At 66.6% G+C, this 13,352-nt stretch carries 9 protein-coding genes; 5 read left to right on the top strand and 4 right to left on the bottom strand.

Annotated features, from left to right (window positions below; genetic code table 11):
- Positions 1-138 precede the first annotated feature (138 nt).
- Both JQ573_RS03100 and JQ573_RS03095 read right to left on the bottom strand, forming a co-directional pair.
- Positions 139-1,893 (bottom strand): hypothetical protein, encoded by a 1,755-nt coding sequence (locus JQ573_RS03100; RefSeq protein ID WP_212317506.1) that lies wholly within the window; start codon positions 1,891-1,893, stop codon positions 139-141.
- A 222-nt stretch (positions 1,894-2,115) separates the two neighbouring features.
- A complete protein-coding gene (locus JQ573_RS03095; RefSeq protein ID WP_212317507.1) occupies positions 2,116-5,850 on the bottom strand; it encodes a DUF3971 domain-containing protein in 3,735 nt (1,244 codons plus the stop codon).
- 227 nt (positions 5,851-6,077) lie between these two features.
- Here JQ573_RS03095 and JQ573_RS03090 point away from each other — a divergent pair, with 227 nt between their 5' ends.
- Positions 6,078-6,824 carry a peroxiredoxin gene (locus tag JQ573_RS03090; protein WP_212317508.1) on the top strand — a complete coding sequence of 249 codons (747 nt, stop codon included), beginning with the start codon at positions 6,078-6,080 and terminating at the stop codon, positions 6,822-6,824.
- A 99-nt stretch (positions 6,825-6,923) separates the two neighbouring features.
- Positions 6,924-8,288, top strand: coding sequence for a M23 family metallopeptidase (locus JQ573_RS03085; protein WP_212317510.1), 1,365 nt, complete (start codon positions 6,924-6,926; stop codon positions 8,286-8,288).
- A 168-nt stretch (positions 8,289-8,456) separates the two neighbouring features.
- Here the strand turns inward: JQ573_RS03085 and JQ573_RS03080 are convergent, their stop codons facing one another.
- Together JQ573_RS03080 and JQ573_RS03075 are read right to left on the bottom strand one after the other, a co-directional pair.
- On the bottom strand, positions 8,457-9,701 hold the full coding sequence (locus JQ573_RS03080) for a DUF5666 domain-containing protein (RefSeq protein ID WP_212317512.1): 1,245 nt from the start codon (positions 9,699-9,701) through the stop codon (positions 8,457-8,459).
- Positions 9,698-10,573 (bottom strand): DUF6502 family protein, encoded by an 876-nt coding sequence (locus JQ573_RS03075; protein ID WP_212317514.1) that lies wholly within the window; start codon positions 10,571-10,573, stop codon positions 9,698-9,700. Before JQ573_RS03075 ends, JQ573_RS03080 begins: the two co-directional genes overlap by 4 nt.
- Positions 10,574-10,656: 83 nt before the next feature.
- On the opposite strand from JQ573_RS03075, the gene JQ573_RS03070 reads away from it, so the two are divergent.
- From JQ573_RS03070 to JQ573_RS03060, 3 genes are all read left to right on the top strand, one after another.
- Positions 10,657-11,019 carry a hypothetical protein gene (locus JQ573_RS03070; protein ID WP_212317516.1) on the top strand — a complete coding sequence of 121 codons (363 nt, stop codon included), beginning with the start codon at positions 10,657-10,659 and terminating at the stop codon, positions 11,017-11,019.
- A 186-nt stretch (positions 11,020-11,205) separates the two neighbouring features.
- The gene (locus tag JQ573_RS03065; RefSeq protein ID WP_212317518.1) at positions 11,206-11,391 is read left to right on the top strand and encodes a hypothetical protein; all 186 of its coding nucleotides are present in this window, start codon (positions 11,206-11,208) and stop codon (positions 11,389-11,391) included.
- 17 nt (positions 11,392-11,408) lie between these two features.
- On the top strand, positions 11,409-13,349 hold the full coding sequence (locus JQ573_RS03060; protein WP_249131199.1) for a glycosyltransferase: 1,941 nt from the start codon (positions 11,409-11,411) through the stop codon (positions 13,347-13,349).
- Positions 13,350-13,352 lie beyond the last annotated feature (3 nt).

The following is a 13,352-nucleotide window of genomic DNA, read 5'->3' as shown; positions in this document are numbered from 1 at the left end:
AAGCGGGTCCGCCGGACTGATCCCGTTCCTGGTGGTGCCGGCGCTGCGGCGCTGAGCCGAGGGCTCATGAATTTGGCTAGTCGACGGCCTCTCCCCACAGGCACATGGGGAGAGGCCGAAGGCTACGATGTCTTTCGCTCAGTCGATGTCGCGGCAATCGTCGCCGCGGTGGTCGCGGCCGCAGGAGCCGCGGTCATGGGCCTCTTCACGGCCATCGCCGGTGCCCGGCGTGAACGACACGCCGCGCAGCGCCTCGCCGGAGTTCGCGGTCCGCAGCGTGACAAAACGCTCGCCGGCCGGCAGCGTCGCCGCGGAAAGCTTGTCCGTGATCATCACGAGCTTGTTCGGATCGGCACCCTGGTCGCCGCTGCCGCTCACCGTGGAGGTGATCGCCCAGATCGACACGCTGCCGTCGCGATTGACCCGGCCGGTGATGTTGCGCAGCCCGTCGGTCGCCGGCGACCACGGCTTGCCGGTCGCGGCATTGTTGCCGGTTGGATAGCCCTGCACCGTGTAGGGGACACCGAGGTCAAGTCCCGCCTGCAAGGTGTAGGCCTGCTTCCACGCGCCGGCCGTGCTGTCGAACACCCACTTCTGCAATCCGGCTGATGTCTGCGCCTTGGCAGCGGTATAGCTGTTCGATGCCGGGTCGAACGTCGCGGTGCCGTTGCCTTCGTCGGCGACGTAGAGCGTGTTCGCGTCGGCGAACCAGATGCCGAACGGGAACGCGGTCGTGCTCTTGAGCGCAGTCGGGAAACCGCTCAGCACGCACATGTTATACGGCGTGACGCCCTGCCCCGCCAACTTCGAGCCATCGTAGAAGATCTGCGTCGTCGGCAGCGACGCAGACGGAACCGGCAGGCCGACTCCATTCGGGCACGCCTTCGGGCTGCCGTTGGCGGCGTTGCCGGTGGTGTCGATGAAGTAGACGGTGTTGATGCCGTTACCGCCGCTGCCCTTGGTCGTGTAGATCACGTTGTTGAACACGGTGAGACCGCGGAAATTAGTGTCCTTGCCGATCTTGTCGGCCTTCTGGCCGAGCTCCGTGATGTTGAAGCTGCCGAGCGGGAAAGGTCCGCCCGGATCCGCCTGGCGAGCGAGCGGCGCGTCGGCCTCTCGCGCGATCTGCATGCCGGCGCCCGTGATGACCCCGGCGGGCTGCGGGTTGCCGCCATTGCCCGCGTTGCCGGCGGTGTAGAACACACCGGCGCCATGCCGATCGTTGAACACCGCAGCGCGGCCGTTGTTGCCGCTATAGCCGTTCACCTTGGTGAAGTGGAAGCGACCGTTCTCGTCGACTTCAGCGACCAGGCGATAATAGGTGCCGGGCACCGGGTTGGTCGGATCGATGACGTCAGGGGTGTTGGAGTTCGATACGTCGATGGCGCCGATCGGAGCGAGATAGCCCATGAAGGTCACGCTGCGATGATCGAGCGACAGATTGAGCGCCAGCTCGGATTTTGACGAGAAGCTGGTGACCATCTGGTCCTTGTTTTGGGAGATGCCGCGCTGGGCGCTGTTCGGCACCTCGAGCGACTGCACATGTCTGCCGTCGAGACGCAGTTCGTCGAGCAGGATCTTCGCAGTCAGGCCGAACGAGCCGTCGACCCCGTCGTTGTTGAACACCGTGGGATAGGTGCCGTCCGCCGTGGCGGTCACGCAATTGGGCGACACGCAGTTCGGCGGCAATTGTGTCACGCCGGGCGTGATGGTGACGGCGTTGTTGACGAACACCGCACGGCTCAACAACAGATGACCGGGCCGGAAATGAACGTCGTCGCCGTCGGCGTGCGCAAGACTGCTGGCGAGCGCCGTGGAGGCGAGCAGCGTCAACGCAAAAACCGGCCGAGACAGCGGAAGCCCCACAGGCGGGCGCAATCCTTTGGCGATCATTGCTTTTCTCCCAATGTAAGATTTTCTCAGAAAACGAGGGGCGTAGCCGCCCGCCATGGCGGCGGCCGGCGCGCGCAATCTGCGGGTGGACTGTTACGGGCGTGCGACAATCGACCGCACGTCCACTGCGGCCTCACACTCGTCACGATGGATGATCCGGTCGGTTAGGTCCGGCAATCTCGTCCGGGCCCTCGGCTGCCGCCGAGGGAATCTGCTGACGCGCTAATTGTTCGTCGTCGGCAGATCGTTCGGGCCGTATTGCTTGAACTCGAAGATCTTTCGCGTCAGGCCGGGCGCCAATGCCGAGATCGGGTTGACGCGCAGCACCGGCTGGCTCGGCGTGCCGACCACTTCATAGGTCACGCCGATCAGACCTTCATTGCTGCCGGCGCCGAGGAAAATCCCGAAGAACGGGATCTGGCCGAACATGTTGTTCAAGCCGTACATCGGAATGAAGGTGCCGTTCATCCGCACCTGATTGCCGAGATAGTCGATGCTGCCTTCGATGGTTGCGCCGATGCTCGGCCCCTTCACCACGCCGTTGCGGATCGAAAGCTGGCCGCTCTGGCGCGTGAACTCGGCGCGCAGCGCGTCGAACCCGATGCCGTTCTGGGTGCTGACCGGCCCGCCGGCGACGGCGCGGTCGAGCTGCGTTTCGCCCTTCACCGAGAAGCCGGTGATGTTGATGAGTCCTTCCCTCGGGCTCGGCTCGGGGATCGGCGGCTCCATCGCCAGCGTGAGCTGGCCGCCGACCACCTTCGAATAGGTGTCGATGAAGCGCAGGAACGCGCCGGCGTCGCCGGTTTGCAGGTAGATCACCTCGCGGCCCTGCTGGCGGCCGCGCATATCGACGCTGACGGGGGTATCGCGGCCGACCCTGCCGCTCAGCGTGAACGCCTTGAAGAACCCGTTGCGCCGCGAGATCTTGGCGTCGACACCGCGCAGCGCCTCGCCGTTGAACCCGGCCACCGCGCCGAGCTTCAGATCGACATCGAAATCGGTGGTCTTGGTCTTGCTCTTGGGATCGCTATCGCGGCCGGAGATCGCCGATTTCAGGAAGCCGCGGCCATCGAACACGTCGCCGCGCATCGTCACCTTGATCACGCCGTCGGGACCGCGATCGGCCCGCAGCGATGTCTTGTCGCCGTCCGACGGCGCATAGGTCGGGAAGTTCGCATTCATCAGGTCGCCGTTCTGGTCGACCTCAAGCGCGCCCTTGATCGAGACGCCGCTGCCTTCGATCGAGATGTCCTCGAAGCGCGTCGACTGCCCCTTCGGCACCACGTTGAAGGTCGCCTTGCCGGCCCTGCCCTGCGCCTTGACCCAGCCCGGCAGGATGTTGTCGAGCTTGAGCTGGGTCAGGTCGGCCTCGACGCCCATCTTGGTGGTGGGATTGTCGCCGCTGCCGATCTTGCCGCTCAGCTTGATCGGGATCGCGCCTGACACCGCGGGGCCGAGATCAAGCCCGAGGCGCGCGCGGCTCGCGTCGTCCAGCGTTGCCTGCAGCTTGACGTCGGCATCGCCGTCGGCCGGCTTGCGGTAGTCGAGCGAGGCCGCCTGTCCGTTGATCTTGACGTCGCCCTTGACCTGGAAGCCGGCGTTGCTCGCAATCACCTTCAGCGTGTTGGCCTCGAGCTTCTGGTTCATGACCAGCTTGTCGACGGCAACGCCGGAGATGTCTGCGGTGACGGAATATTGCGTGTCCGCCTTGGTCAGCCCGCCCGTGACCGGCATGCCGAGGTTGATCTTGGCCGTGACGTTGCCCTTGCTGGCGTTGGGATCGATCGGCGGACCGGAGAGATCGCTGAGCCGGTCAGATGCGAGGATCTCGGCGGCGGCCGGCACCGGACAGTCGACCCGGAACTTGACCTTCGACGGCGACGGCTTCGGCGCCATGTCCGGCACCTCGAAGCTGAAATCCGACAGCGTGATCTTGCGGCCGGCCGGCGTGTCGGCGATGCCCTGGTTGATGGTCACGGTCGCGGTGCGGCCGGTCACCCTCGCTTTCAGATCCGCGTCATGCACCGCGGGCATCTGATCCACCGGACGCACCGTTACACCCGAAGCGACGATGTTGACCGAGAGGCCGTCATCCGGGATCGGCGGTCCCTTGCGCGACAGATTATGTACCGGCGAGTTGACGCCGACGTCGATGCGCTGCAGCGTGCCGCGGTCGATCCGCTCGAGCACCCATTCGCGCACCTCGGGCACGATGATGATCGGCCACATCCGCTTCAGCGCGGAGGCCGACATCGGGGTGCCGGCGAAGCCGAGTTGCAACCGCGGCTCGCCGGAATAGTCGATGCTGCCGGTACCGGCGACACCGATCTCGCCATTGCTGATATCGGCCTGGGTCAGCAGCACCCGCTTCTTCTCGGTATCGAACCGGAAGCCGACGTTGATGCGATTGAAGATCAGCGGCGGTTCATTCTTGTCGGCGCCGGCGAGCACGATGGTGCCGCCGGACAGGCCCGCCTGCCAATCGGTGACGTTGTCGTTCGGCGGCTCGAGATGGCCGAGCAGCGTGATGCGGTTGGCGCCCGAGACGATCTTGATCGGCGCCAGCAGCACGCGGCGCCCCGAATCCCATTCGACGCTCATCTCGGCCGAATCGACCGGCATCGGGTAGTCGGGCGTGTCGGTGTCGATGATGTTGCCGGCACCGACATTGATCTTGCCGCGGAAATAGGTCGGCAGGCCGTCGCGGCCGAGTTCGCCCTTCATCTCGCCCGACAGCGGCAGGTCGGCGGTGTAGGTGAGATCCTTGGTCCGCATCGCGAGCAGGATGTTGCGGGTGGAAACCTTGTCGGCCTTGACGTCGACCGAGCGCACGCCATTCTGCTGCGGTCCAACCAGGACGCGCACCGACCAGGGCTTTGCGCCGTCCTCGCCGAAGCTGAGCGCAACCCCGCCGCCGCTCGGGCGCCGCAGGCTCAGGCTGATATTCTCAAAGCTCCATTTGTTGCCGCGCTGCTGGTCGTCGACGACGAGATTGCCGTTCTTCAGGCCGATCTCGTTGAGGTTCTGACCGTCGAGGCCGGTCATGCTGAGGCTGTCGAGCCAGTCGAGGCCGGCGAGCAGCCCGCTCTGGGCCGAATCGGGTGCGGCCGCCGCGGGCCCGGAGGCAACCGGAGGCAAGGCAACTGGAGGCAAGGCAACTGGAGGCAAGGCAACCGGCGGCGGCGGCGCAGCGGTCGCCGGCCGCGGGAATGTCGGCGGCAGCCCAGCATCCCGCTTGGATGCAACGCCGGTGGCGAGCGGCTTTGCGGTGTCGCCGGCGGAGACCGTGACATTGCCGTCGGGGGTGATGCGCACCGACAGTTCCGCATCGACCAGATTGAGGCTCTCCGCCCGCAACTGGCCCATCAGCAATGCCGTTCCGGACAAGCGCACTTCGGCTTTCGGCGCGCTGGCAACGACCGCGTGGTCGCGGTCGCGGACGATGATGTCACGGATGCGCACCGCGATCCTGACCCGGCCGGCGCGCTCGATCTGCGTTCCGCCGACCTCAACCGTGTTGCCGTGACCGATATTCTCCTCGATCGCCGCGGCAAGCCATGGCGTCGCCAAATCGAGATTGATCGGACCAGCGCCGAGCCGCCACCACAATGCGCCGAAGCAGGTCGCGAACATCACGACCAGCACCACGAGCACCAGTCCGATGCGCCGAATCCAGCGCTCGCCATGCAGCCAGCGCTGCATGCCGGAGCAGAAATCGGTGAAACGATGCAGGTTGGTGTTGGAACGCGCCAGCAATTGCCGCGCACGGTTGCCCGCCGCCTCATCCTGCTCGTCCCACGCGGCGTCGTCTTCCCGTTGCGAGAAGTCGGTCCCGGCGCGCGGATTTGGACCCTGCGGCGACGTGTTCCTTGCCATTGCCTCTCGGTGCTGACGGCGAAGCTGATCACCGCCATCGGGGCGCCCGTCGACTGTTATCGAGCGCTCCCTTGCCGGCATCGCCGCCTATCCTCGCCTAATCATGTTGCTCGCCGATGGCCCCGGAACGGACCAAACCAACCAATCGAAAGCCAATTCAGCAAGCGGACGGGTAACGCGTCGAATTCCTTGTCACCATACTCCGTGGCCATCAAACTTGCCCAGCGGCCGATGCGAATCCGGCCGCTGCGAATGAGACCCGCAATACCCCAATGGTTGAGCTTCGGAAAGCGACGAAAGGAAGGCGTATGTCCAAGAAAACGCGCAAGAAATCCTCCAACACAACCGGAAAGCGGGTCGCAACAAAGGTTGCGCGCGCCGCAAGCGCAAGCACTGGGAAGTCCGCGATGAAAACCCGCACAACGGTTGCGAAGAAGGCCGTGGCCAAGAAAGCAACCAAGAAAGCAACGAAGGCGAAGGCCAAGACCACCACAAAGACCGCAACGGGTATTCAAGGCAAAGCCTCGCACAAGGCCGCATCGAAACCGTTAAAGGCTGAGCCGGCCGCGACCGTGACCAAGTCGTCCGCCGTCACACTCACTGAGGGCGCCGCGGCACCTGGATTCGATCTGCCGCGCGACGGCGGAGGCAGCGTTTCACTGCGGGATTTTGCCGGCAAGAAGCTGGTGCTGTTCTTCTATCCCCGCGCCGACACCCCCGGCTGCACCAGGGAGGCGATCGACTTCACCCGGCTCAAGAATGAGTTCGCGGCTTCAGGTGCCGAGGTGGTCGGCATTTCCGCCGATACGGTTAAGGCGCAGGAGTCATTTCGAAACAAACACCAGCTGTCCGTGCCGCTGGTCTCGGACCCGGCCCATCAGATGCTGGAGGCGTATGGCGCCTGGGGCGAAAAATCCATGTATGGCAGGACCTTCATGGGAATTATTCGCACCACGGTTCTGGTCGATTCCAGTGGAAAAGTCGCCCGGATCTGGCGCCATGTGAAGGTCGACGGCCATGCCGAAGCGGTATTGGAGGCCGCCCGATCGCTCTGACCGGAGGGTTCCGTTTCCTGAAAATTAACCATGGCGGGCTCAAATCGGCCCCGCAAATTAGCCGTACGGAGCTTGGTCCGACCGGCCGCGGGAGTACCGATGTCGAGCCGGTCCGGTCATCACCAGAAACACCATCATCCGCAGGACCATGGCCGGTCGCCGGCACGCCGTCCGGTGGCCCAGCATGCCGCAGCTGCCGCGGCTGCCTCCGGCGAGGGCTATACGCTGGTTCATGCCGGCAAGCAGGTCCGGTTCGGACCGGTGGTGTTCTGGATCGCGGTCGGCACGGTCGTCCTGCTCGGCATGTGGTCGGCGGCGACCGCGACGTATTTTGCGTTCCGTGACGACGTCCTGACCCGGCTGATCGCGCGCCAGGCCGAGATGCAATACGCCTATGAGGACCGCATCTCGGAGCTGCGCGCCAAGGTCGACCGCACCACCAGCCGCCAGCTGCTCGATCAAGAGCAGTTCGACCAGAAGCTCGACCAGATCATGAAGCGGCAATCGGCGCTGGAATCGCGCGCCACCGCGCTCGGCGCGATGCCTGATGTTGCGACCACCGGATCGATCAAGCCGCAGGGCCGCGCCGACGCCGCGCCGTCATCCGGTACGCCCAAGCCCTCCCCGATCAGCGACACCGTGATCTTCGTGGCGCCGCCGGATCGCGAGGCGCGGCTGGAATCGCGCGCGCCGCTGATCGCCAAGGCGCAGCCGAACCAGTTCGCCAAGGCCCAAGGCTTCGACAGGTTGGGCGTCGACAACGTTCTGGTCCGTCTGCAGACCTCGCTCGACCTGGTCGAGCGGCGCCAGGTCGCAGCACTCTCCTCGGTCGAGGACGGTATCGAATCGCGGGTGCGCCGGATGCGCGGCGTGATCTCCGATCTCGGCCTCAACATGGCGCAGCTCGAAGCCGCGACGCCGCGCTCCGGCATGGGCGGCCCCTATGTGCCGGTGAAGCTCACGCCCGACGCCGGTGCGTTCGAGCGCCAGCTCTACCGCATCAACATCAACCGCGCGCAGATGCAGCGCCTGAACCAGACCCTGGCGCTGGTGCCATACCGCAAGCCCGTCGTCGGCGAGGTCGAATTCACCAGCGGCTTCGGCGTTCGCTCCGATCCGTTCCTCGGCCGTCCGGCGATGCACACCGGGCTCGACTTCCGCGCCGCGCAGGGCGATCCGGTGCGCGTCACCGCCAACGGCAAGGTGGTGTCGGCAGGCTGGGCCGGCGGCTACGGCCGCATGGTCGAGGTCGATCACGGCAATGGCCTCTCGACCCGCTACGGCCATCTCTCCGAGATCGGCGTCAAGGTCGGTGAGTACGTCAAGATCGGCCAGGTGATCGGCGCCGTCGGTTCGACCGGCCGCTCCACCGGTCCGCATCTGCACTATGAGACCCGCATCGACGGCGAAGCGGTCGATCCGCAGAAATTCCTCCGCGCCGGCGTCCGGCTCAGCGCGGGCTAGCTCAATCTCGCAACGATTGATCTGAACATCGGCGCAAGCGGCCTCGCTTGCGCCGATCTCGTTTGTGGCTTGGAGCATCGGTTCTGATGGCATCAGCACCGATGCTCCATTTTTTGTCTTGACGCGTTTTCTTCAAGCGAACCGGCGTCCACTTCGCTCGAAAACGCTTTAGCGGCGGCCACCGCCGCCCATGCCGCCGGGCGGCCCGCCGCCTCCGAATCCGCCGCCGGGTCCGAATGGACCACCACCACCACCGGGACCGAATGGTCCGCCGGGTGAGCCGAAGCCGCCAGGACCCGGGCCGGTCGTTCCGCCATTGAGGGGATCGGGCGCAGGACCGCCACCACCTGGTGGCCCGCCGCCGGGCGCACCAGACGGCCCGCCCGGGCTGCCACCGGGGCCGCCGCCACCAGGCGCACCGCGCCCACCCGGTCCGGATCCATGTCCCGGCCCGGAACCGCCACCGCCGGACCCGCGGCCCGGCGTGCCGGGGCTCTTCACCGAGGAGCCCGGGAATCTGGTGACCGATTGCACCGACTCGACCCGCAGCTCGCGCGTCCCCGACAGTTGCGCGTTGACGACCACGCGCGTATCGGCCGGCGGCGAAAAGCGCGAGTGGTCGCGCGCGACGAAGCCGGCGCCGAGCTGCAGGTCATTGCCGACCCGCCGCACATAGGCCTCGATCAGGAGTCGCTTCGCGCCGGTGAGATCGGAGAAGTCGTCGGCGCGGCTGCGCGAGACCTGCATCACACCCTGCGCGACGTGGCCTTCGGCCTGCACGCGCTGACCGGCCAAAGCCGCATCGACGCCGCTGAGCTTGAGCTCGCCGATCCGGAACGCTCCGTCGCGGTCGCGCTCGAGCGGTCCTGCGACGCGCATCGCAGCGTCATGGCGCTCCTGCACCAGGCTAGCGACGACGATGCCATCGGTGCGGCGCAGCCCGAACACGGCGACGTGCGCGCCGACCTTCAGCCAGCTCTCGCGGCCGCTCCAGGCGACCTTCTGGCCGAGCACCGTCAGCTCGCCCGATTTCATCTGCTCGACCGGTCCGGTCACTTCGCTCGCGACATCGATGCGCTTGGTCGACAGCGTGCCGCCGGCATCGCGCTCCGCCACCACGCGCGCGAGCTGCCCGATCCGCAACGCCTTGGCGTTCGCCGCCTCGCCGTCGATCCGGACCGGCACGTCGGCCGCATAGGCGACGCGCTCGCCGTTGACGTAGATCGAGCCGAACCGCTGGATCACGCCGACGATGCCGGTGCCACCGATGCCCTGATCGGAGCCGGTGATCCCGGTGCCGCCGATGCCCTGATCGTTGCCGCGCTTCTTGACCTGCGCGCCTGCGAGCGAGGTTCCGGCGAGCCAGAAGCCGATCAGCAGCGCGCGGCGGGAAATGACCGGCGGGCTTTTCATGCCGCACCGCCTTCGTCGGCATCGTCATCGACCGGACCGTCGGGGCCCTCGCGATAGATGTAGATGCCGAAATTCCAGCGGTAGTCGCCGCCCTTGTCCTTGGCCAAGGCGCGGTTGGCCTCGCGGTTGGCGACCTTCAACGCCTCCATCGCGAGCTCGCGCGAACGGCCCTCGAGCCGTTTTGCCAGTTTGGCCGACAGCCCGTCGTAATGCACCGCGCGTTCGAGGAAGCGCGGCGTCGCCGACGACACGTTCATCTCGGCAGCCGCGACATGGTCGTGCAGGTTACGGCCGAGATAGTGCCATTTGCGATCGTCGTCGCCATGCGGGACGAAGGCCTCCTCGACCAGCATGATCTCGTCGCGATCATTGATCGTGACGAGCTTGCGGTCGAGCCATTCGTCAAGCACCGCGCGCGGCCGCACATCCTTGGTGATCGATTCGACCAGCGTCTCGAACGACGGCGCGCCGCCATCGGCGGTGCGCGGCAACGGCAGCGGATCGCCCTTCGTGTCGGTGAACTCGGGCGCGGCCAGCCAGCGCGCGATGATCGCGCTGGTGCGCGACAGCGTCGCCGGCACCGCATTGACCGGCGCGCCCGCGCCGCGCAGCCGCGCGACCTCCTTGCGGTGGATGCCGGTCAAGAGGCTGACGCGGCTGTCGGTCTGCTCCTTGCCCTCGAGCGCGAAGTCGTGCTCGGCGACGTTGACATAGAGCTCGCGCAACAGCTGGGTCAGCGCCGGAAATGTCATGCCGCCGCGGACGCAAAGCCGCACCAGCGGGCGCAGCATCCGCGCCAGCGGCGGGTGCAGCTTCGCGGCGGCGATCGGCGCGGACGATCCCGGCTTCGGCTTCGGGGGCTTGGCATTCATGCCTAACTTTTAGCCGTCCGCCGCGTGGGACACAATCCCACCGTTTTGCCCACCTTGCTTGACGTGTGACATTTTAGGAGTTCGTGTCGACGGTGATGGCGGGCGGCTATCCCTGCCTGCCGGGCGTGGCGCCCGGTTCGCCGCGCCGCTTCGACGAAACCGATCTGCTCGCGCTGTACATCTATGGCCGCCTGCTTGCCTTCGGCTTCGGCGGCTTGCGCGCCGGCGAATATGCCAGCCGCGCGCATGCCGGCCTCACCGCCGAGCCACGCGCGAACTCGATCTCGATCGCGCTGACATCGGATGGCGGCAAGCGCGTCGTCATCGAGCAGGATCTGCAGCGGCCCGCGGCCGCGATGCTGCCCGAGCGGATCCATTTCGACATCCCCGCCATCCGCCGCCAGTTGCAGCCATCGACGAAGGGCAGCACGGCCGAGCCGGCCTGACGTCTCGCTAGCACTCCCGCCCCGCTCGCCTCGCGCCGTCACGGCGCGATCGCCCGCCATGCGCCCCCTGTCAAAAAAGTTGTCTACCGCCACATGTGGGACATAATCCCACATTTTAGCCCGATCCCATTGACGTGTGAAATATTCCCACGTATCCAGAATCCATTCAGCAGGGAATCCGACGCAATGTCTCTTCGTTCGGCCCACGACCCCGGTTCGCCACGCGAACCCATTCGGTTCGCCACCACACTCCGTTTCACGCCGCAGGCCGCCTGCGGCCCGATCGAGCCGGTGTTTCCGGCGCTGCTGCGCTCGCTGGTGTTCGCCGCTGCGCTGGCGCTGCCGTTCGTCGTCGCCCTGTTCGTTGCATGATCCGGATCGAGCCGCCCATGATTGGTCTGAACGCGCCGGCCCGGCGTCCATCGGTGCTTCATATCTTCAAGGTCTACTACCCCGATCTGTTCGGCGGCACGCTGACCGTGATCCGCGACGTCTGTGCCTCCCTGAGGGACACGTTCGACGCCGCCGTGCTGGTCTGCTCGCGCGCCGGCGGCGAGCGGCAGATCGTGGTCAATGACGTTGCGGTCGAGCGCGTGCATTCGTTCGGCGACGTGCTGTCGCTGCCGGCGGCGCCGACCTATCCGTGGCGGCTGTGGCGCCGCATCGCCGAGCACGATCTGCTGGCGTTGCACGCGCCCTTCCCGCTCGCCGACCTGGTGTTCGCATTCGGGCTCGGCCGCGCGCGTCCGCTGGTGGTGCACTGGCACGCCGATATCGTCTCGCACGCGGCCTTGCGCTTTCTGGTCGAGCCGATGATGCGGCGGACCTTGCGCCGCACCGCCGCGATCATCGTCTCCGATCCGGTGCTGATCGAAACCACGCCGCTGCTGCAGGAATTTGCCGACAAGTGTCACGCCGTTCCGTTCGGCGTCGATGTCGAGAAGTATGACCGGCCCGCCGCGCAAGCCGACGACGTCAACGCCCGCGGCCGCCTCGTCCTCGCCTGCGGCCGGCTGGTGCCCTACAAGGGTTTTGACGTGCTGGTGCACGCCGCCCACGCCCGCAATTTCGAGGTCTGGATCGTCGGCGAGGGCCGTGAGCGCGGCCATCTCGAGCAGCTGATCCGCGACTACGGCCTGCAGGACCGCGTCCGACTGCTCGGCTCGGTGTCCGAGAGCGAACGCGTCAAGCTGATGCGCATCGCCGACGTCTTCGTAATGCCGTCGGTGACCAATGCCGAGACCTTCGGGCTGGCCCAGCTCGAGGCGATGGCGGCGAGCCGCCCGATCGTCAACACCGCGCTCGACACCGGCGTTCCGCACGTCGCCCGCGACGGCCTCGAGGCCATCACCGTGCCGCCCGGCGATCCCACAGCCCTCGCCGACGCCATCGAGACGCTGATCAACGATCCGGAGCGGCGCCGCCGCATGGGGCAGGCCGCGCGCCATCGCGCGATCTCGAAATACTCGACATCAGCCTTCAAGGAGGGAGTGGAGACGGTGTACCGCAAGGTCGTTACCGAAGAGGCCGCCGCAAAGGACGCAGGGTCGTCAGCCCCAGCCCCGCGCCCCCGAACGGCCGGTCTCGTCGGCGCGATCCAGATCGCGGCAGCGCTGGCCTGGTCAGACGTCCGCCATCGCTACGTCCGCTCCCTCCTTGGACCCTTCTGGATGTCGATCCAGATGGCGATCATGGTAGCCGTGCTCGGCTCGGTCATCGGCCACCTCTCCAACGCCAGCGCGGTGGCGCGGCTGCCGATGCTGGCGGCGAGCCTCACCGCCTGGACCTTCCTCAACAGCGTCGTGCTCGACGCCACCACCGCGCTGCAAGGCTCGGCCAGCCTGATCAAGGATCGCGCGCTGCCGCCGGTGATCTTCCTGCTGCAGTGTACCTTCCGGCAGGCGCTGTTCGCGGCTCACAACGCGGTCGTGCCGCTGATCCTGTGGCTCGTGCTGACGCCGCGGGATGTCGGCGGCGCGATCGCCGCACTGCCCGGCCTCGTCCTGTTCGTCATCGCAGCGCTCGGCGTCAGCCTCGTGCTCGGCGCGCTGGCGACGCGCTACCGTGACATCAAGCCGATCATCGAGTCCTCGCTGACGCTGGCCTTCCTGGCCTCGCCGATCATCTGGACGCCCGAGATGGTCGATCGCGGCTCCACGGTGATGCGGCTCAATCCGCTGACGCATCTGTTCGCGGTCTGGCGCGACCCGCTGGCATCGGGCCACGTCGCGACGACGAGCGTGATTTACGTACTGGCGTGTCTTGCCGCGCTCGCGGTCGCGGCGATCGTGACGGTCGCCCAGTTGCGCAAAGCGGCATTCTGGATCTAGCAC

The sequence above is a fragment of the Bradyrhizobium sp. AUGA SZCCT0105 genome (genome assembly GCF_018129565.1).
Classification (GTDB): domain Bacteria; phylum Pseudomonadota; class Alphaproteobacteria; order Rhizobiales; family Xanthobacteraceae; genus Bradyrhizobium.
Note: the sequence above shows the minus strand (reverse complement) of the source record. Positions and strands in the feature narration are given on the sequence as shown.

What these genes read in the sequence shown, in the direction of transcription:
- JQ573_RS03100 (WP_212317506.1), bottom strand. Translation starts at nt 1,893, where the DNA reads ATGATCGCCAAAGGATTGCGCCCGCCTGTGGGGCTTCCGCTGTCTCGG.
- JQ573_RS03095 (WP_212317507.1), bottom strand. Translation starts at nt 5,850, where the DNA reads ATGCCGGCAAGGGAGCGCTCGATAACAGTCGACGGGCGCCCCGATGGC.
- JQ573_RS03090 (WP_212317508.1), top strand. Translation starts at nt 6,078, where the DNA reads ATGTCCAAGAAAACGCGCAAGAAATCCTCCAACACAACCGGAAAGCGG.
- JQ573_RS03085 (WP_212317510.1), top strand. Translation starts at nt 6,924, where the DNA reads ATGTCGAGCCGGTCCGGTCATCACCAGAAACACCATCATCCGCAGGAC.
- JQ573_RS03080 (WP_212317512.1), bottom strand. Translation starts at nt 9,701, where the DNA reads ATGAAAAGCCCGCCGGTCATTTCCCGCCGCGCGCTGCTGATCGGCTTC.
- JQ573_RS03075 (WP_212317514.1), bottom strand. Translation starts at nt 10,573, where the DNA reads ATGAATGCCAAGCCCCCGAAGCCGAAGCCGGGATCGTCCGCGCCGATC.
- JQ573_RS03065 (WP_212317518.1), top strand. Translation starts at nt 11,206, where the DNA reads ATGTCTCTTCGTTCGGCCCACGACCCCGGTTCGCCACGCGAACCCATT.
- JQ573_RS03060 (WP_249131199.1), top strand. Translation starts at nt 11,409, where the DNA reads ATGATTGGTCTGAACGCGCCGGCCCGGCGTCCATCGGTGCTTCATATC.